Below are 18,555 nucleotides of genomic sequence, written 5' to 3'. Positions count from 1 at the left end.
CTTAAGACCTGAACTTCTGAAGCTTTTGCAGCATCAGTTTGTCGCCTTCAGCGTCACCAGCACAAGTTGCGATGATGCCGTCGACGAGCCCGACAAGTTTTGCTGCTTTCTCCTCGACAGTTTCCATGGTTGCAGCGGTTGGCCAGCCAATCATTTTGACTGTTTCAACGTTCTTAGCTGTTCCAACTAGGAAGTATGCGAAGAGCGGCTTGTTTAGTTTCTTGCATTCCGCTGAGACCGCCTTGAGCGCTTCAAAGGATGAGTCTTCTAGTCTCATGAAGTACACGAAGTCCCATGGCTCGCGTACGCGTTGAAGCGTTTCTTCAATTGAGCGTCTTGCTGTTAGTAAGCAGCCGAGCTTGAGGTTCTTTGTTTTCACTGTGTTGCGTATGAAGTCACGTGCTTCCTCAGATGATGGCAGCATCTTTATAGGTTCACCGTAACGTGGCTTGTCTCCCATAGTGACTGCTAAACCATCTAATCCAATGATGTCTGATGCTAAAGCTAAGCCTCCAACTTCAACTGGTCCTTTATAGTGAAGGATGAATATTGGGCAAACATATTTTTCAGGGTACTTGTACTTGAGCAAGCAACTTACTACTACACCGCTTGGCGCTGGAAAACCGGCAGCACTGTCAGTTACGTTCCATCCATCAACTAGGTCTTTAAGTTCTTCAGCAAGCTTTAGAAATTTACGTGTTGGCACAAACTCGTTTAGTATTTTCATGGAGATACATCTCGGTTAAAGGGATAAGAGGTTTGGGTTAAAAACTTTTTGCATACGCAAAGCTGCCTTAGAATCAACGTTTTTCCTAGGCAAATAGGCTATCGCTTGTTTTCTAACCCAGCGAAGTTTCGTTCAGCGCGAGCTTTTTTTAAGCTACACAATTTAATTATTTCTTCTCTATCAACGGCTCCTTTTACGAGTTCAAGGTTCTGCAAGATTTTCTCTCCTATAGGTGACCTGACGATTACGGTTGAATACTCTTCTTTGCTGCCTGCAGAACCAACCGAAACGTCAGCGAGCCTAGCAGCGAAGTCATCACAATACTGGCATACTTTCTCAGTGGCGTTCGCCAGCTCTCTTATTCTGCAACTGTACTCATTTCCATCCAAACTCACAGTGAATTTTCCATGCTGAATATGTGTTCTCTGGGCTTTCGCTAAGTCAATACCTAACCTTTTTGCTACTTCTTCTTTTAACTTGGCACCGTTGAAGGCTTCAAAACAGAACAAGCCAATAATTGTCACTGTGCAGTCTGAAGGTAAAGTCTGCTGGATTTTTCTAGCCGCTCTAACTTCGCATGGTGTACAAACGATTGCTATCTTTTTCTTGCCCTGCTCCACAAGTTCGCGTAGTTTCTCAGCAACATTGACTTTGACATATTTTGTTCCTTTTGCTGACAAGACGTCATTGGCGTTCTCTGCTACTACTGCTTCTGCGCTATAGCCATCCTTGTTGCGGACAACTACAGTTGAGTCAAAAATGCCTTCGCTAAGACCTTTAATGAGTAGAGCAGTGATTACTCCGCCGTTCTGTCCCTCAATCGTGCTTTTAGCAGAAAAAAGTGCACAGTACACGCCAAGGTTCTTGTCTACTGTTCCTTTAAGCAATTCTTGTTCTATCCTTGCTTCGTTTAGAGTATTGTTTTTCCGTTTTTCCATTGTGTTGTTGCCGTTGAGAGCCATTAAAAATCAACCAAACTATTGCCTTTTATGGTAATTGTTTTCCAGCAAAATAAATGTTTTAAAAATCTGGAAGGTTAACATGTGGCTGTTAACGAAGTCATGTCTCATCAATTTAGCGGCAACGCTACCCTTTCTCTTTTAATGATAAAAGTGAACTAATTTTCGCTTGTTATTTCTTCGACTTCTTTTTTGCCTTCTTCAAGCTCTTTAACTTGCTCTGCATCGTTTTTCAACAGTAGGGCTTGGAATTCGCCAACGTGTGTTTTTTCTTCTTTAGCTATATCCAGCAGAATCGTCTTTATTATTGGGTTTACGGCTACGGCTGCCATTTGCTCGTAGAGGTTTATGGCGTCCAACTCGGCGATTATGGCTGCTCTTAGTATTTCTTTGTCCAAGTTTTCTTTGCTTACTTTCTCTAGCAGTGTTGGAATTTTAGATAGCAATACCCTTCCCTCATTAACACTTAATCAGCGCTACGTAGATATAGACATTTTGCGCCAAAGCTTTTGTTTCAAAAAATCAGGAGACCTAAAGCAGCGTGAGTTTAACCTCTGATATCTGCTTGTTTGTTTTCATAGCTTCGATGAATGCTTTCATGACCTCTGCGTCTCCTTTAGCGACTATTATTTCCACGCAGTAACCCTGTTCAATGTGCGTATGAAGAAACGTTAAAACTATGTTGCTGTAACTGTGCTGGGCGTCGACTATCTGTCCTGTTCGGGCGCCTTTTTGGTATATAATCGTTATCACGGCAGTTAAGCTTCCCTTGAGTTCACTGAGTCTTTTGCCTTCGGACATGTAGGCTCTCAGGGCTTGCCTGACGATTTCTGAACGGTTTGCGTAACCTTGTTCTTTTATGTAGCTGTCGACTTTTTCAAGTAAGTTTTTTGGGATTGAGAGACTAACGATGCTCATGGCAGGTCTTATTAAGATTGAGCTTGGCTAAATATAAGGTTTTATTAAGAAATTAGCAAGATTTTAATAAAAGTTTTGGGCTATACGTTCAAGGAATCCTAATGCTTGAATGGACACTAAGCATATTGAGCGTTGCGTTAGTCAGCGTGATTTCTTTATGCGGCATACTAGTTTACTGGGTCGCTGATAAGAAACTCAAGAAAGCCTTCATGTACATGGTTAGTTTTGCTGCTGGAGGCTTGCTTGGTGACGTGTTTCTTCATCTGATCCCTGAGATGGTGGAAGAAACTGGATTTAATATCTTGGCGTCCTTCGTAATTTTGTTAGGTATTTTTTCTTCTTTTGCGGTTGAGCGTTTTCTGCAGTGGCGACATTGCCATGTTCCGACTTCTGCTGAACACCCGCATTCTTTTGCTTACATGAACCTGTTTGGAGATGGCGTCCACAACCTCATTGACGGCTTAATCGTGGGCGGTAGCTACATTGCAAGCATACCCTTAGGCATAGCTACGACCATAGCCGTGATATTTCACGAGATACCTCAGGAAATAGGAGATTTTGGTGTCCTCATTTACGGTGGGTTCCAAAAGAAAAAAGCTCTCATCTTCAATTTTGTAACGGCGCTGACAGCAGTTTTAGGAGCTATAATTGCGTTGATTTTGGGCACAGCTGTTGAAGGGTTCGTGCCTTTATTGATCCCTTTCGCCGCAGGAAACTTCATCTACATTGCTGGGTCAGACCTTATTCCCGAACTTCGCAAAGACACACCTGAGCCAAAAAAATCTGCGTTCCAACTCATATCTTTGGTTTTAGGTGTCGTACCCATGGCATTACTATTACTGCTTGAGTAAAACATTTCTGGCAGGTCTGTTACTTGAAGAAACAGTCTCCAGATTAGGTGTTAACATGGCAAAGAAAGCAGCTCGAACCATCACAATAAAGTACATGCATGGCGACCATACAATCCTTGATGAAATCAAGTTTCTGTGGGAAGCCCTCAACCGATGCATGTATGAGCGTTCAACCTTTTTTAAGCAACATTTTGCAGAAATGAATTTCCAAAAAAGGAAGGCTGAATTGTTAGAAAAAGCTTCTTGCGGTTTACTGCTTGTCGACTTGGCAGTGGATGAGGCAACAGGCGAAACTGTTGGTTACATTGTGAGCAGTCTTGATTCTAAAAAGACAGGCACGGTTGAATCAATTTTTGTGTGTGAGACATATCGTGGTATGGGTATCGGTGACGAGCTAATGCGGAATGCGTTGGAATGGATGAACCAAAACGGCGCGGAAACAAAAGTCCTTGAGGTTACGGTCGGCAACGAGCAGGTGTATGGTTTCTATGGTCGTTACGGCTTTTTGCCCAGACAAACCCTGCTAAAACAAGTAACAAAACGTTTAGCTGTCTAAAGTTTGTTGCTCTGCCGATAGACCCTATCCTCCTATATAAAGCGTTAAATTTCAACAGGCTTTTGGCTTAGAAAACCGTCAATAGCACCTACCCCCTATAGGTTTCTGCAATGAGTTTCTAATATGTTCCAAATATGTTGGCGAAACCGAAGCGCGCCACAATATAATTGCGAATGGGTGCGGTACTACTGAAAACTCTTTTAGCCAGAACACCAAATCTATCATCGGAGCCGGGGTGGCGGAGTGGTTATCGCGCTGGCCTCGAGATCTAAAGAAAAGAGGGCTAAGCCAGAAAAACGGCGAGATAGCCAGTGGGCTTCGTGCTCGCAGGGGTTCGAGTCCCTTCCCCGGCGCCATCAACATACTTTTGGACAAACACCCGGCGTGTGGCGGTTACTTTGGTTTTCTGAAGATTTTTCTCTTCTCGTAGTCGCGAATATGTTGGAAAACCCTGTTTCCAGTAGTCTGCTATTGCAAAATTTACTCATACACGAAAAGCCTGAGCGCTACAAGCGGGAAATGGAACTTAGGTGAGAGGTCGACTTCTTTCATGGAAGGGCTAGAAGGGTATGATTATTTTGCTTCTCGCACTACTCATCTGTTCAAGCGCTTTTTCTATAAGACTTTGCAGATTACTTTTTTCCTTCATTGAGCGTTCAAGCTCATTCTGGAAAGCCTCTTTAATAGGAATGCCGCCGATTTCATTATCTATAGCAATCTGTGATTTGCTGATTATGTAGCACTTCTCTGCTTCCTTGATTGCCCTTGTTAGAGTTTTCTCTGCCTCCATTAACTCATCACGAATATTCATTAAAGCCTGTTTTTGTTCTTCAGAACAAGAATTATCCAAATCTATCCTGCCCATTGGGCTTTTTCTCCTTTGGCTTTTTAGTTAGCGAATTTTTTCTTTAATTGCTTTGCGATTGCAGGGATATGATGCAAAATCCTGTCACAGCCAAAACAAAACCTAACAGTAAATACGCTCCTCAAATTTTTACCCGAAGACCTGATCAGCTACATAATCTACCACGAAACCGCACACAACATAGAAAGAAAACACAACGACAACTTTTGGGCGCTCATAAGTAAGAGGTTTCCAAACCACAAAAACAAAGAAAAGAACCTGCTAACCTACTGGTTCTTAATTCAACACAACCAAAAAAACACTAACTTCACTTTAACTCTTTGCATCTCCATCCTAATCTGGAACAATTTAGCGCTGAATGACAACATAGGGAGCAGAAGTTAATAATTTATACTACTTGTTCTGGTAATCATTTTTATGGTCAAACTAAGTATACTAAAAAACGTTAACTTGGATATTCCTGAAAAAGAGCTGCAAGACTTATTCGAGAAGAACCTTGATTCTATAGAAGAAGGACTCAGGTATGTTGATTCCTATCTCCATATAGGCACTGGTATAATTGACATATTGGCGATTGACGAGGAAAATAACCCTGTAATAATTGAATGCAAGAGAATAGGGAATTTTGATAAAGATGCACTTATCCAACTTATGGAGTACTACAGCTGGTTTTCTAAAGACGAAAATCACATAAGGCTTCTTTTCTCAGTTTTCGAAAAGAAAGGTTTCAGAGAAGTTACCCAAGACATTAGGCTTATGGCACTCGTGAGTAGCGTGAGCGAAGAAGTAAAAAATGCTTGCTGGGCACTGAGCCCATCTATAAAACTTGTTTCTTATACACTAACAAAGTCTCCAAAAGACAATGAGATACTTGTTGCGCCCATTGTAGTACTAGATACTTCAGTAGGTACCAATTCTTTCATCTACCCACCCAAGTCAGAAGACGATCACTTCAAATCAAATTCTCATATGCGACCTTTGTATGAAAAATTCAAAAAAGAAGTGCTTTCAATTGATAACACCATAAAAATAAATCCTTCTCCGCAAGATTACATTGCCTTCGTGGGAAAAAAGAACCTTTGTGGTTTACACATAAAGAAAAATTGGCTAAGACTTGATTTTCCGCTTACTTCAGAAGAGGCTAATAACGCAGATTATTATTGGAGTGAGAAATGGGGTGGATGGGGATACTATCATTTGGAAAACGAAACAAAATTAAATGAAGCATTAGAATTAATCAAAAAAGCGCTAGCCAAATTTCAATAGCAATTATGGTTATAATACGTCTTGCGTAATTGTTGGGTCTATGAGAATTGGCTCAAGAACAAAAGAAGGCAACCCCAGATTTGTTAGAGCCCGATTGATAGGAAGTTCCTTTGTCATTTCTTTAAGGCAATAATCTGCAAGCTAAGTTATAGATTTGAAGTTGTATCTTATTAGCAGTTATCTTGACCATCTTCTGAACATTCTAAATAATGAGCTCCTTGCTTGCAAGAGAGCGAACTTAAATAACGCATAAAGAAAAAACCGACCGATAGACTTCTTATAAATCATTTTCTAACTGTCTGTTTATTTTTGGGCGGGGTATGGTTATCCATGAATTTCTACAACAGAAAAAAGGTTTTTGGGTTTGATAAAAAAAGCAGACAACGTATAAAAAAGAGAAATTAACTGCGAAGAAACTAGGTGGTTGGCTATGACACCACTCTCTGAAGTTCGAATCCCTTCCCAGCCCCAAGTATTGTTAGAATTGCGCCACCCAGTCAGGTTAACCCAAACAAATCATGACTTTAAGGGTTTTTTTGACACTTGAACAAGCTATTTCACCTGAAGAAGAGCTAAAAAACGCAGTCAACGAATTAGTTAAAAAGTTTGGAAACGAAGAGTTTATCAAGAAAGCTGTTGAGTACTTGCCAAAAGATTTTCTAAAGAGTAATTCTGCCACCAGTCAATCAAAAAATAATAGAAGGCGGAAAAAACCTGCCGATAAACCCCTCTGAAAAACTGGGTAACTTAACAGTATCGAATTTTAAATAGAGTTTTGTAGTACTTCTGATATGGAATATCTCCAAAAAGTGAATTCTCGAATTTATGACACCGATTAATTTTGTAATATTTTGGACCAAATACGGCATTCTCATCCGAATTTTCAAAGTTAATTATACGCCTGTTTGTTTCAGTTTTAGTAAGCAGGGTTTGCTAGGGCTCTGGGACACTGTTAGGGAGAAAAGAATGCAAGTTTAAAGTTAAGCCGCAATTACTGGGCAGATCGCGGAACTTGAAACCAAGGCCCATTTAGCCCCCGCTTTTCTCCGATGCATTTGTAACTAAAAAAGGGGAAAGATTGTTGTTTTATCGGTTCTTTTATGGTCGCTTTCTGAGCATGAGCATTATCATTGCGCCCACTATTGCGATTGCAACAATAATTGCCGCTATGCCTGGGACCAGGTATATGTCAGCCATTGAGGTCTGGACTGGTTGCGTTGGTGCTGGTGTTGGTGGTGCTGGGTCAACTGTGAATGCTGTTACTGCATGTGATGGCCAGTAGGATTCGCTACCGCCGAATGAAGCGTAGACTGTGTATTTGCCTTCGATGTCTGGTTTCCAGCTCAAACTATAGAAGCCGTCTGCGTCGCTTGTGACTGTGCCGATTTCCCTATAATTATTGTTAGCATCGAGGACGCTTATGACAATGGGAACTCCTGTGACGTTAGTCGGGCGTGGCTTTTGCATGTAAACGTATTCCATCCATTCGCCTTGGCTTTCATCGGAAACTGCTGGGACACCGTTGGGGAATCGTGCGGCTTGTTGCGTTTGTTTGGTGCCTGCGGCGATGTCTGTAACGGTGCCTCTGATTACAACGCTTTGACCAAGTGCGGCTGCGGTCATGGGTACGTCCACGGTGACGGCACTGGGACCTTTGCCAATGCAGTATATCTGCCCATCGTACATGTTATGGTATGCAATAAAGCCGTCTGCAACAGGATACCATTGACGCGGAGGATAGCCCATTGAGCCGAGTAGAGTCCATATTTCTTCGCCTGTGGTAGCGTTAACCGCCCTTACCCGTAAGCCTTTGTATAGAGGAGTGTTAGGAGAGTGTTCGCCACTAAACAAAAAGACTTTGCCGTCAGCAGTGTTTGATATGAATTGTGGATAGTTTCCCCAAGGCGTTTGAAAACCACTGAAAGTACTGTTGCCTTCGCCGCCATTACCGTAAGTCCATAGTAGTTTACCGTCTTTTGTGTCGTAGGCGTATAGTACTCCTCCAAAACCGCTATTATAGAGAACACCGTGGTCAACTGTGCAGAATACTGAGCCATGAGTTGAGTCAAAGTATGCAAAGTCAGAAATGCCAGCAGGTACTGCTGTTGTCCACATATAATTTCCAGTGTCCATGCTGTAGCCTAAATATTGGAAAGTTTCTTTGTCTAACATAATGATAACGCGATTTACTGGATCTACTGCGCGTAACATTCGGGTAACATTGTCTGGCGGCGCATCGTACTGTTTTAGCCACATCAGTTGTCCTCGTGATTCTGGCTTCAGACTGATAGCCCACATGGTATATGGGTTTGGAGTCCCGATGCCTGAAGATCCTGAAAACGAGGTAGAGCCAAGCAGTATATCGTCACAAATTGCTTTAAATGGAGAGGTGTTTGTGGGTATAGTTGTTGGTATGGATACGTTCCAGTCATAACGTGCACTTGTGCTCGCGTTTACCCAGCCGTTTGTTGTGTTCCAGTCAGGTACCCAGCCACTTGAAGCGGTGGACCATAGCCGAGAAGAGTTCCATTGAGCCAGCCATCTGCTTGCAATATTTATCTGGTAGCGTAGTATCTCGCCTTGTGGTCCAACTGCAGCCATGCCTGAAGGTACATTAGTTACGTTGAATAGACGTTGTCCTGTCCATGGTTCATATGCTACGGCAAAGTTGCTTGAGAACAAGACGCCATTGGGGATTGCGCCATGTTGGTTCTCGGTGTGTGCAGAATAAAGGTATCCAAAGGATGGAATAGGCCAACTCGTGTCAACGCCTATTTTTTCGTTGAACCATATTTTTTCGCCAGTGTGTAAATCAACGCACATGTATCCGCCTCCTGACATAGAATTCTGGGATGGGACCGCGTAGAAGAGCAAACCATTCATTATTATTGGATTGTAAAATCTTGGTTGGTATGCTGAACCGCTGTAGTACATTTCTCCTTCGATGCCAGCAAAGCTGCCACCGACAACGCCTCCTTCATCAATACGTTTAGTCCACATTACATGGGGGCTGTTAGGAGCTGTGCCGTCTGGCTGGTACATCGCGTCTGCCGCTACTAGATTATAATGTAAGGGGTGGTCACAGCCAAGCCAGTGTGACGAAATAGCCCACCAGTCAGTGTTCTGTCCTTCTATTGGGCGCGTCCAGTATTCTGTTGGAAGTGGGTAACTGCTTATTGGCTCAGGTAGTTGTTCTTCCTGTACTGTAAGGGTGACTGTTTTGCTTGCTCCGAGAAAAACATGGTTTGTCCATGTTCTCATTGCGGCTGTGGCATTCCAAGTGTAAACTTGATCGGGATAGCTGAAGTTTAAAGTGTATGTGCCAACTTGATCAGGCGTGTACTTTGTGTATTGTGTTGATGTCGTGTCTTGAACGATAGCCCATTTCATTGTTTCTGTTTTTCCGTCAGGCTTAGTGATAGTAAGAGTGTAATCGTGGAAGCGTATGTCGTTGGTCACGGATGCTGATGGCAAGAGCATGCCAACCCACATCACAATATTCACGGGTTGACCGACGCCTACAGGGTTGGGGTTAACAGTGAGCATGGGATGAGTAGTTGTCTTCCCAGCAGATGTTTGACCATTAGTTGTCGGTATAGAAAAAAGTGGGATAGCAATAGTCAACATAAGAATCAAGGCTATAGAGGCTTTTGTTTTCAGATTAGTTTTGATTTTCATTTTAGTTCACTTTTCTTTATTTTTTATAATGCCTTGTTGAGAAAATGAATTAATTAGACTGACTCTCTGCGAGAGAGTATGTTTTATATTCATCGTAAAGTTACTTTATCAGCCTGCGGGGCAGAGTTCGCTGAGGGGGTACATCTGGATATTATGTCTGAAAAAAGCAGTTCAATGACAGAAGAAAACGTTGTTAAGAAAGTAGCCGAACTAATGGAAACACTCGACGAAATCAAGAAATACAATGTACTCGACAGGCACCTCAAAAGATTTACTATAATCGTTATCGGCTCTATCGTGATTTGCATGGTGGTCAACCTCTTAATTTCGTTCTTTGGACTACTAAGCGCGTTTAATGAATTTGAGCGGTTCTTCCTGAATTTTCCTATAGTACTTATTCCATCAGTAGGAGTTGTAGTAGGTATTCTTTTTATTAAGAGAAAGATAAATGAGGTAAAGACTGGCGAGTGGAAAGAGGAGCTTTCTAAGGGATTTCCTTCAGCACTAAAACTTTTATCAGAGATCGATTGGAATACGTCTTTCGATGTAGTTTCTTCGGGTAGATTGGGTTATGCCATGTACAGTCTTGTTAAGGGAGCTGCTTATGGGTTCATATTCTTCTTTATAATAGGTTTTGTGTTAAATCTCATAACCTCCATAGTTCTTCATCGAATAGGTGCACTTGGCTACGCATCATTTCACTTTTCTTTTCTAGCTCTTATCATCTTTTTGAAGTATGACCTTTCAAAACGGTTTAATGAAATTCGAGCAATAGAGAAACTCCAGTGGGAGCTTCGGAGGTTGAGCCATGAACTCAGGAGCGCTGAGCTCTAAACCTGACCTCTATGTCGTTGCTCGAATTATCCAGTCATTGAAGAAAAAGAATAAAGTAAACAAAACTGCGCTGGCTCTTTCTACTGAACTATCATATGATAAGTTGGTTAAATATTTGGATTGGATGTCAAAAAAAGGCTTTGTTATACTTGACGAAAACGGTTCAGTAGTTTTAACTGAGGCAGGGTCGGAAGCATACGATGAGCTTGTGAAGTGGATAATTAAGCATGTAGGGCAACTCAAATTCCCCCGCCTTAGACTGTCAACATAGCTTCCTAAAACCAAGGACAAGACAGTCAGCGGGCTCCGTGCTCGCAAGGGTTTGTATTTGCAGGTTCTGTCTTTGGTTTTATGGTTAGTTAAATGTTAATATAATTGGAAGGGAAAATAAGTAGTAGCGCATTTGTAGTTTGCTGAGGCTCTGGACCAAATTTAAGGAGAATAAAATGTTACAGCCACGACATATTGGGCAATCAAGCCGTGGAAACATTAACCAGAGCCTATTCAGCCCCAACATTTCTCCTTTGCATTTTAGGACTAAAAAAGGGGAAAGGTGGTTTTTTGATGTTTATTTTACTGTTTTTTTCTCAGTATCAGTAAACCGACTATGGCAATTGCAATGATGATTGCGATTGTGCTTCCGATGAAATACATTTCAGTTGGTGGCAAGGCAATCTCTGGGTAAGGTGATGCAGTGGGCTCAGGTGCAGTTACTACGAAAGCTGTTTGAGCGTTGGATGGCCAGTAAGATTCTGAACCGCCGAATGTAGCAGTTACTGTGTATAAGCCTTCAATGTCAGGATCCCAAACGTAGTTAAAGTTGCCGTTGATGTCAGTTGTCGTCGTTCCGATTTCTCTGTAGTTACCGTTAGAATCAATGGCACTAAGGGTAACGGGGACACCAGTCGCGTTGGTTGGTTTCGTCTGCTGCATGTACACGTACTCCATCCATGGAGACATGAACTCGTCAGCGATTGCTGGAACACCGTGTGGAAAACGAGCTACACGATCAGCGTTCTTTGTGCCTGGAGATTCGTCCATTACAGTGCCTTTTATGAGTACGCGATCGCCATATGCGACTACGTCATCTTGTATTGACACTGTTGTGGCAGTTTGACCCTTGCTGAAAACGTATATCTGGTTGTCATAGCTGTTCCACGTTGTTATCATGCCGTCTGCGATTGCTTCAGTAGATTTAATTGTGCATGCCATTATGCTCCAGACCAATTCGCCAGTAGTTGCGTTTATTGCAAGCTGTTGACCAGCTGGGAATAGCGGTGGGTCGTAGACGTGCCCTTCTGAGAGGAATATCTTTCCGTCACCGATAGATCCGACGCTGAAGTACCATAGTGGATAGATGCCGAATGGAGTGTCGTATCCTGAGCTCCCGCGGGTGAATGTCCAGTTGAGTTTTCCTGTTTGGAGATCAATAGCATTCACGTAGCCGCCGAAGTCAGAAATATAAGCCATGCCGTAAGCGCATGCCCCAGTATTTGAAAGGTGACTGAAAGCGTTTCCTTTAAGTTGTACTGGTCCCCATAGTTTCTGCCCTGTCTTCAGAGAGTAGCCCCATGCTTGATGCGATGTCTTGCTTGTTAACACGTAGACACCATCACCGCTACATACAACGTTTATGTCTTCATCCATAGGTATTGATTGATTTAGTGGTCCCCAAAGTTTCTCTCCTGTTTTTGCGTCATAACCTGCTGTAACCTGATAACCGGCAGACATTCTTAGAGCAACGGTAGGAGCGCTACGTAACAGGATTACGTCAAGAGTTTTTAGAGCAATACTTGTCGGTATACCTGCGGCTGTGTCGAGACGAACTGTCCACATTATTCCTTTATCAAAGCCGATGTTGCCTGATGGGCGAATAGTGCTTTGATAAGAAACGTTCTGTGGCATATAGTACGGTCCCTGACCATATGGGTAAGCAATGCACCGTGTTGAGTTCCAGAGATTGAGATAGGTGCCAGTAGCGTTGGAAGTAGTATACCAGCCTAGGAAGGTTCCTTGCTCGGTGCAGTCGTAATCTACTAAGTTGAGTTGGTTTTGGGCTCCTGTGATGTTAGCTAGGTATACGCCGGTCATTGCGTCATATAACCTTAGACTGCTTCCTGAAGAACTCCATATGTATGCGGTACATCCGTATTCCTGTATTGTGTGCCAGTTTAGTGCTTGAACTCTAGTCATTGTTTCTGCACCTGTTTCTCCTGCGGTTCTGGACCAGAGGGTTTCTCCTGTGCGTAAGTCAATAGCTTCCCATCCGATTACTTTTGAGTTTGAGCTCGCATACTTGTTGTTAAAGAGTATTCCGTTGAGCACTAAGGGGGTGAAGTAAGTTACAAGCAAAGATGTTGACATGTATTGGCTTTCTTGGTCACCTTTAATTGGTTCCCCTACTTGTCCTCCGAAATGTGTTGGTTTTGTCCAGAGAATATGTCCAGTGTTTGGTGCTTGCGAATACAGTTGAACGTTGGTTTCTCCGAACCAGTTCCCGCCAAGCTGAGCCCAGTTGTAGTTGGTTGAGTATATGGGGCGAGACCAGTATTCGGTTGGAAGCGGTGGAGTCACGTATTTTGGCAGTACCGGTTCGTCCTGTACAACAAACGTTATTTTTTCGCTGGTTGCAGCTTTCACGTGGGAACCTATCAATTCAAGGTTTCCACCTGCGCCACCCATCGAAGGATCAAAACCGGGAGCAAGCGTTGGTGCAAGGGGGTTAGTGCCTGTTAAGATTTGTCCAGGGTAGAAAGCTTGTGCAGTGTAGTTTCCAGCTTCAGTTGGGACAAATGAACACCATGTTCCTCCAGTGGAATCTGCCATGAATGGGCCATAGGTGTCCTTTACTCCGTTAGGTCGCTCGACTACTATTGTGATGTTTTCATGTCGGTCACCATAGAAACCAGTAGATGTTGGCATTGTATGGGTGAAGAAGGCGTTAACGTATACTGTTTGACCAACTCCGACGGGGTTGGGGTTAATGTTGAGCAGTAGTTTCATTTCTAACTCTAATGCTTGTACTGTTGGAATAATCATCAGAGATGATGAAAGCATAGCAATTATCAGAATTAAAGCGATTCCAATAGCCGTGTTGTTCTTTGTTTGTATTTTCATTTTTCTATCTCCTGTAGTTTTTGAGAAGCAAACTGTTGCTTCTGCAACTCCTCCAGCATATTTGCTAATAAATTCGTGTCACAACACGTTGGTGTGACAAAAGTTAAATCCACGGTTACGTTAGTTAAAAGCAAATTTCCTAGAAGGAATATGGACTGCTCCGTCAAGATGACGAAATCGAGTTCCTCTTACAGGTAGGATTCACCGCAACCCAAGCAAAACTCTATCTAGCCCTCTTAAAATTAGGCAGAACAGATGCAAGAACACTCTCAAATTATGCAAAAGTGCCTAGGCAAGCAACGTATAGGACGCTGGGTGAACTACAGGAAAAAGGTATTTGTGAAAGAATAATTGCCCTACCACAAGAGTATGAAGCCGTTCCAATCCAAGATGGACTATCCATAATGCTAAATCAAAAAGCAAATGAATATGCCAAAATGTTGCAAAAAACTAAAGACTTTTTACTAAAAGTAAATATTGCAAAAGAAAAATCAGCAGATGAAGAGGAGTTTAAGATTAGTTTTGTCGAGGGAAAAGAAACACTCTTAAAAAGACACAGGATAATTCATGATAACGTGCAAAATTGCGTTTACTGCTGCTCTGCGCTCCAGCGATGGGTTCAAATAACACAAGAAATTTTTCCGAACGTCAAAAACGCCTTGGATAGAGGGGTAAAGATTCAATTCGTATTAGAAAAACCTAAAGGGCAAATCAACTTATCGGAAGAGATTAAATCGTTATTGGAACACCCCAACATCCAAGTAAGGTGGACAGCCGATCAACTTAAATTAAACGCAGCGATCTTTGACCGCAAAGAAGCCTTTTTTTGTTTTTATCCTTCGAAATCTTTTTCTGAGTCACCCATGATGGTGTGGACAAATCACCCGAGTTTGCTGATAAGCTTTTTAGATCATTTTGAAAATGTTTGGGCTAATGCACAAAAAAATGCTCCATCCGCCATTTGAATTAAGCACGGCAATAATGAAGTTTATTAAACTACAACACACCATAGCCTTTAAGACAATCGCTATTCTATTGAGATAATTTATGCCGTCGATACGCGTTTACCTTGCTGGCCCCGAAGTCTTCCTCACCAACGCAAAGGAAATCGGTGAAAACAAAAAAGCCCTATGCAGAAAATACGGGTTTGAAGGCGTGTTCCCCATAGACATCGAAGTAGACGCCAAGGGCAAAAGTCCAAAAGAAGTGGGTTTATGCATTAGCGGCATAAATGAGAACCTGATTAAGAGTTGTGACATTGTGATTGCTAACATTACTCCGTTTCGGGGACCAAGCGCTGATGTTGGAACAGCGTATGAGATGGGGTTTGCTCATGCTTTAGGAAAGAAAGTGTTTGCATACACCAACGTCGCCGTGCCTTTTACTGAGCGCACAATGAAAGCCCTCAACGCACAAGTTAGTCGTAGCAGTGACGGCAGGTTAAGAGATTCTCAAGGCATGTTTATTGAAGAAGTAGAATTAGTGGATAATTTGATGATTGATGGCTGCATCCATGCAAGCAGTAAAAAGTTAGTGGTTGAACAAACACCTGCTGACCAATTGTACACTTATCTTGGGGGCTTTGAGAAGTGCCTCAAAGCAGCCAAAGAATTAGTTAGCGCTGGCAAAAATGATAGGTGATTAGATATCGTTTAGGTCTAAATTTTTGTTTTCACTTATTTTCACTGATTTCCTAAAATATATAATACATTATAGCTATAGTTAGGTTCACCTTGAAGCCAAAGTACAAAAAAGCCAAGAGTATCACTACAGCAGTAATCATTCTATCGCTGATTACGGCAGGATTACTTCTACCTAAAATTCAAGCCCTCAACCCAACAGAGGAAGAACTAAAAAACAAAGCTGCCTTTCTCATCTCAACATTCAACAACTCGAACGCTAGCGTTACCCAAACAATAGCAAACCTAAGAGAAAGAGGCATTATAATCCCGCAATCAAGCATTACAGCACTTAAAGAAGCGCAAGTTTTAGCTAACCAATCAGTAATGAAAACTCGAGAAGGGGCCTTTTCAGAAGCTAGTAACTTAGCGGTGCAGGCGCTTCAAAAATTGAAAGACAGCCTATCCATAATTTACGGAACAACCAATGTGACTCAAACAGAACAGGAAATAACCACTCAACGAACCATCAACTTAAGAAACATGATTGAGCGCAACTACGAAACCTTGCAGTTACTAGAAAACATGGCAAACTCAACCGCAACACACGGAACCGACGTTACTTCAATCAAGCAAAAAACGAGCACAATCAAAGCGACCTTGGATGCTGCAACCTCTAGCCTAGACCAAGGAAACCTCTCTCAAGCCGAAGATAAAAACAACCAAGCTAAAATGTTAATTGATGAACTAACTGCATATTTTGATTCATTAGCTGTTTCCTTTAAATTTGAAAGAGTAGCTGCATACATAGATACCGCAGAGCAAAGCCTCTCAAGTCTAAAACAAGAATTGAATTCTGTGTCAAACCAGCTCTCAGTTACTGCGCAAGCCGAGGCGTCTGCTGCAATAACCAAAGCAGAAACTAGTTTGGTCAATGCAAAACTGTTCCTGGATAGCCAGTTGGTAAGCCAAACAATTGATGAGCTTGCAAAGGTGCAAGAAAGTGCGCAAACAGTTACCGACCGTATAAATGCAGTAACTACTCCAGCACCAACAGCGACGCCGACAGCAACACCAAACACTAGCAGTAGAAAAAGTAATACTTCAAGCTTGAATGCATCAGCCACTAAAGCAGACACGCCATAATTCGGGTGGATAAAACTAAAATGGCATCAAGATATAAGACGGATTAGCTCCTTGAAGTGATGATGGGTGAACAAACGGACAGTAACAACTGAGATTTTCGTTATCTTACTGTTAGGGTTCGTTTTCATGCCCAGCGCTGTTTCTGCTACCCCAGAAATAAAACAGCAAACCACCGTATTAACTGCTTATTTGGATGGCTTTGTCCAAGTAAAGCAAAAAATCGAACTTGGCCAATTCACCATATCAGTTAACACGACTCTTCTTGGCGAAACACGCCAAAGTCTCATTGTCACAGATGGGGAGGGCCTTCCGCTTGAGTACTCCATAAAAGGAAACAAGGCAGAAATTCTAAATATAGGCTCAACAAAAATCAGCATATCTTATCTTACGCAGGACCTGACTACAAAAATGGGGCAGTACTGGACGATTAGCACCAGTTATCCTGCGAGTATAGTGCTTGTTATGCCTAAGAATGCTTCGATAATAAGCCTCAACTGCGTTCCTGAGTTGATTGAAAACGCGGATGGCCTTTTAACGTTGACAATGCCGCCGGGTAACAATGAGGTAACTTACACAGCACAACCTGTATTCACAGAGCAAACAAACACAACTGAAAAAAACAACAGTCTTGAATTATGGCAGATAATAACCGTTGCATCATTATCGCTAATCCTTGTGCTCTCGCTTGTAGGCTGGGGGTTGCTAAAAAACAGAAAAAGCAAAACGAAACCTCAAGCACAAGAAACTGTTGCCGAAGTTGACATCGACAAACTTTTGAGTAAGAATCGGGAATTGCGGCAGGATGAAATCCAAGTTGTACGTTTTCTGGCTGATAATCACGGTAAAGCTTTTGAATCGGAGCTTTTTGAGTTGCTAAATCTTCCGCGAACGACGACTTGGCGTTTGATAAGACGGCTTGAGGGCATGGAGATAGTTTACGTTAAGAAGTCAAGGCGGCAAAACATCGTATTAATACGCGATAAATATTTAAAAAAGCAAATAAAATAGCTTATTTCACATTTTAACCTATAATCAACCTCTTTTAGTGTTTGGAATAAGTCTTTCAGATGTTTCCACGGGTTTCCTAAAATAAACCGCGCACATAACGCTTGCTGGTGAAAAAATGCACAACAAAGCAAAAATCTCAGCTGCAATAGTTGCGTTGCTTTTGCTTGTAGCCTTAGCAGTAAACATAGCAGCAGCATCCACATCCCTGCCTATAGCGGCAAGCAATGCTGTCAGCATCAAGACTGAAATCTCAGCCACTGCAATTTCACCAAGCAACATTAACCCAACCGCTACTGCAAATGTCCAAACTAGAACTCAAACCGATAATGCAGACGAAGCAGAACCAGTCACAGCCAATAATATGGAAAAACTAAGGGAAAGAATCCCAAAAACCTTCGAAGAGGCAGATGCAAGCATACTCCCAGTCAGAAACCGATACCTCATGTACACACGCGACGGCGCCCACATCATGTGGGGATACTACGGCAACGGCATATTCACTGGAACAGACAACAATGGCAAACGTTGCTGGGGCATCTATGGCAACGGCATCTTTGCAGGCTTCTACGATGGCGAATTCTTCTGGGGCTCATACAACAATGGCCAATGGAAAGCAGAATACCTATTCGGTTTGAGATATTCACGCGGCAGCTATGTGCTGTTCCCAGTGCCCACCGTATCCTCGGTTGCACCATAAAAACTATCCCCCAACCCTCTCTTTTTTTATAAAGAAGCCACACCAAAAGAGCGATATTCGGGTTAATTTTATATGAAACTAGCAAATACTTTCTATTGAGTGGGTTAGACATGGAAAAGATTGCTGAAGGCATCAGCGACTTTGGCGATTTCAAAGCCATCCTGTTTAAAACTTCTGACGGACGCCACTTTGTGCGGTATGAACCTTTGAATAGTACAGAAAAACCCCATGTTGAGTGGCTCCGAGGCAACGACTATTTGGAGTGGCTCAGGTGCTTGGCATACAACCAACACTGCTAGGCAACAACAGAACCT

General features: G+C 42.4%; 19 protein-coding genes and 1 tRNA gene. 13 read left to right on the top strand and 7 right to left on the bottom strand.

What is annotated here, in order from left to right; genetic code table 11:
• Position 1 precedes the first annotated feature (1 nt).
• The 4 genes from NWE95_01350 to NWE95_01335 form a co-directional block, all read right to left on the bottom strand.
• The gene (locus tag NWE95_01350) at positions 2-727 is read right to left on the bottom strand and encodes a hypothetical protein (protein ID MCW4002548.1); all 726 of its coding nucleotides are present in this window, start codon (positions 725-727) and stop codon (positions 2-4) included.
• A 98-nt stretch (positions 728-825) separates the two neighbouring features.
• On the bottom strand, positions 826-1,689 hold the full coding sequence (locus NWE95_01345; GenBank protein MCW4002547.1) for a Coenzyme F420 hydrogenase/dehydrogenase, beta subunit C-terminal domain: 864 nt from the start codon (positions 1,687-1,689) through the stop codon (positions 826-828).
• A 155-nt stretch (positions 1,690-1,844) separates the two neighbouring features.
• On the bottom strand, positions 1,845-2,132 hold the full coding sequence (locus NWE95_01340; protein ID MCW4002546.1) for a rubrerythrin: 288 nt from the start codon (positions 2,130-2,132) through the stop codon (positions 1,845-1,847).
• A gap of 85 nt (positions 2,133-2,217) precedes the next feature.
• Entirely contained in the window at positions 2,218-2,604 is a 387-nt protein-coding gene (locus NWE95_01335; GenBank protein ID MCW4002545.1) for a ribbon-helix-helix protein, CopG family, read from the bottom strand.
• Between the two features lie 101 nt (positions 2,605-2,705).
• On the opposite strand from NWE95_01335, the gene NWE95_01330 reads away from it, so the two are divergent.
• The 3 genes from NWE95_01330 to NWE95_01320 all read left to right on the top strand — a co-directional run bounded on the left by NWE95_01330 (position 2,706) and on the right by NWE95_01320 (position 4,367).
• Positions 2,706-3,455 carry a ZIP family metal transporter gene (locus NWE95_01330; GenBank protein ID MCW4002544.1) on the top strand — a complete coding sequence of 250 codons (750 nt, stop codon included), beginning with the start codon at positions 2,706-2,708 and terminating at the stop codon, positions 3,453-3,455.
• Between the two features lie 55 nt (positions 3,456-3,510).
• Entirely contained in the window at positions 3,511-4,011 is a 501-nt protein-coding gene (locus NWE95_01325; GenBank protein ID MCW4002543.1) for a GNAT family N-acetyltransferase, read from the top strand.
• A gap of 229 nt (positions 4,012-4,240) precedes the next feature.
• Positions 4,241-4,367, top strand: a tRNA-Ser gene (locus tag NWE95_01320).
• Positions 4,368-4,570: 203 nt separating this feature from the next.
• Here the strand turns inward: NWE95_01320 and NWE95_01315 are convergent.
• Positions 4,571-4,876, bottom strand: a complete 306-nt coding sequence (locus NWE95_01315; protein MCW4002542.1) for a hypothetical protein — start codon at positions 4,874-4,876, stop codon at positions 4,571-4,573.
• 417 nt (positions 4,877-5,293) lie between these two features.
• On the opposite strand from NWE95_01315, the gene NWE95_01310 reads away from it, so the two are divergent.
• The gene (locus NWE95_01310; protein MCW4002541.1) at positions 5,294-6,142 is read left to right on the top strand and encodes an endonuclease NucS; all 849 of its coding nucleotides are present in this window, start codon (positions 5,294-5,296) and stop codon (positions 6,140-6,142) included.
• 536 nt (positions 6,143-6,678) lie between these two features.
• A complete protein-coding gene (locus NWE95_01305) occupies positions 6,679-6,876 on the top strand; it encodes a hypothetical protein (protein MCW4002540.1) in 198 nt (65 codons plus the stop codon).
• A 364-nt stretch (positions 6,877-7,240) separates the two neighbouring features.
• Here the strand turns inward: NWE95_01305 and NWE95_01300 are convergent, their stop codons facing one another.
• The gene (locus NWE95_01300; protein MCW4002539.1) at positions 7,241-9,820 is read right to left on the bottom strand and encodes a PQQ-binding-like beta-propeller repeat protein; all 2,580 of its coding nucleotides are present in this window, start codon (positions 9,818-9,820) and stop codon (positions 7,241-7,243) included.
• A gap of 153 nt (positions 9,821-9,973) precedes the next feature.
• Between NWE95_01300 and NWE95_01295 the strand changes: the two genes are divergently transcribed.
• Positions 9,974-10,654, top strand: a complete 681-nt coding sequence (locus NWE95_01295; protein ID MCW4002538.1) for a hypothetical protein — start codon at positions 9,974-9,976, stop codon at positions 10,652-10,654.
• Positions 10,629-10,925 carry a winged helix-turn-helix domain-containing protein gene (locus NWE95_01290; protein MCW4002537.1) on the top strand — a complete coding sequence of 99 codons (297 nt, stop codon included), beginning with the start codon at positions 10,629-10,631 and terminating at the stop codon, positions 10,923-10,925. The genes NWE95_01295 and NWE95_01290 overlap by 26 nt, the downstream gene beginning before the upstream one ends.
• Before the next feature lie 302 nt (positions 10,926-11,227).
• Here the strand turns inward: NWE95_01290 and NWE95_01285 are convergent, their stop codons facing one another.
• The gene (locus NWE95_01285) at positions 11,228-13,771 is read right to left on the bottom strand and encodes a PQQ-binding-like beta-propeller repeat protein (protein ID MCW4002536.1); all 2,544 of its coding nucleotides are present in this window, start codon (positions 13,769-13,771) and stop codon (positions 11,228-11,230) included.
• A gap of 176 nt (positions 13,772-13,947) precedes the next feature.
• On the opposite strand from NWE95_01285, the gene NWE95_01280 reads away from it, so the two are divergent.
• The 6 genes from NWE95_01280 (at position 13,948) to NWE95_01255 (ending at position 18,540) form a co-directional block, all read left to right on the top strand.
• On the top strand, positions 13,948-14,736 hold the full coding sequence (locus NWE95_01280; GenBank protein ID MCW4002535.1) for a hypothetical protein: 789 nt from the start codon (positions 13,948-13,950) through the stop codon (positions 14,734-14,736).
• Positions 14,737-14,818: 82 nt separating this feature from the next.
• Positions 14,819-15,412, top strand: a complete 594-nt coding sequence (locus NWE95_01275) for a nucleoside 2-deoxyribosyltransferase (protein MCW4002534.1) — start codon at positions 14,819-14,821, stop codon at positions 15,410-15,412.
• A 92-nt stretch (positions 15,413-15,504) separates the two neighbouring features.
• Positions 15,505-16,536, top strand: a complete 1,032-nt coding sequence (locus NWE95_01270; GenBank protein MCW4002533.1) for a hypothetical protein — start codon at positions 15,505-15,507, stop codon at positions 16,534-16,536.
• Between the two features lie 66 nt (positions 16,537-16,602).
• A complete protein-coding gene (locus tag NWE95_01265) occupies positions 16,603-17,544 on the top strand; it encodes a hypothetical protein (protein ID MCW4002532.1) in 942 nt (313 codons plus the stop codon).
• A 115-nt stretch (positions 17,545-17,659) separates the two neighbouring features.
• Positions 17,660-18,241 (top strand): hypothetical protein, encoded by a 582-nt coding sequence (locus NWE95_01260; protein ID MCW4002531.1) that lies wholly within the window; start codon positions 17,660-17,662, stop codon positions 18,239-18,241.
• Between the two features lie 110 nt (positions 18,242-18,351).
• Complete coding sequence (locus NWE95_01255) at positions 18,352-18,540, top strand: hypothetical protein (protein ID MCW4002530.1); 189 nt, start codon at positions 18,352-18,354, stop codon at positions 18,538-18,540.
• Positions 18,541-18,555: the final 15 nt, after the last annotated feature.

Source organism: Candidatus Bathyarchaeota archaeon (assembly GCA_026014725.1).
In the GTDB taxonomy this organism is placed as follows: domain Archaea; phylum Thermoproteota; class Bathyarchaeia; order Bathyarchaeales; family Bathycorpusculaceae; genus Bathycorpusculum.
This window is presented reverse-complemented; position numbering and strand designations above follow the sequence as displayed.

Bases quoted from the DNA above. Each gene is read 5' to 3' on its own strand.
- NWE95_01350 (MCW4002548.1), bottom strand. From the start codon at position 727: ATGAAAATACTAAACGAGTTTGTGCCAACACGTAAATTTCTAAAGCTT.
- NWE95_01345 (MCW4002547.1), bottom strand. From the start codon at position 1,689: ATGGCTCTCAACGGCAACAACACAATGGAAAAACGGAAAAACAATACT.
- NWE95_01335 (MCW4002545.1), bottom strand. From the start codon at position 2,604: ATGAGCATCGTTAGTCTCTCAATCCCAAAAAACTTACTTGAAAAAGTC.
- NWE95_01330 (MCW4002544.1), top strand. From the start codon at position 2,706: ATGCTTGAATGGACACTAAGCATATTGAGCGTTGCGTTAGTCAGCGTG.
- NWE95_01325 (MCW4002543.1), top strand. From the start codon at position 3,511: ATGGCAAAGAAAGCAGCTCGAACCATCACAATAAAGTACATGCATGGC.
- NWE95_01315 (MCW4002542.1), bottom strand. From the start codon at position 4,876: ATGGGCAGGATAGATTTGGATAATTCTTGTTCTGAAGAACAAAAACAG.
- NWE95_01310 (MCW4002541.1), top strand. From the start codon at position 5,294: ATGGTCAAACTAAGTATACTAAAAAACGTTAACTTGGATATTCCTGAA.
- NWE95_01300 (MCW4002539.1), bottom strand. From the start codon at position 9,820: ATGAAAATCAAAACTAATCTGAAAACAAAAGCCTCTATAGCCTTGATT.
- NWE95_01295 (MCW4002538.1), top strand. From the start codon at position 9,974: ATGTCTGAAAAAAGCAGTTCAATGACAGAAGAAAACGTTGTTAAGAAA.
- NWE95_01290 (MCW4002537.1), top strand. From the start codon at position 10,629: ATGAACTCAGGAGCGCTGAGCTCTAAACCTGACCTCTATGTCGTTGCT.
- NWE95_01285 (MCW4002536.1), bottom strand. From the start codon at position 13,771: ATGAAAATACAAACAAAGAACAACACGGCTATTGGAATCGCTTTAATT.
- NWE95_01275 (MCW4002534.1), top strand. From the start codon at position 14,819: ATGCCGTCGATACGCGTTTACCTTGCTGGCCCCGAAGTCTTCCTCACC.
- NWE95_01260 (MCW4002531.1), top strand. From the start codon at position 17,660: ATGCACAACAAAGCAAAAATCTCAGCTGCAATAGTTGCGTTGCTTTTG.
- NWE95_01255 (MCW4002530.1), top strand. From the start codon at position 18,352: ATGGAAAAGATTGCTGAAGGCATCAGCGACTTTGGCGATTTCAAAGCC.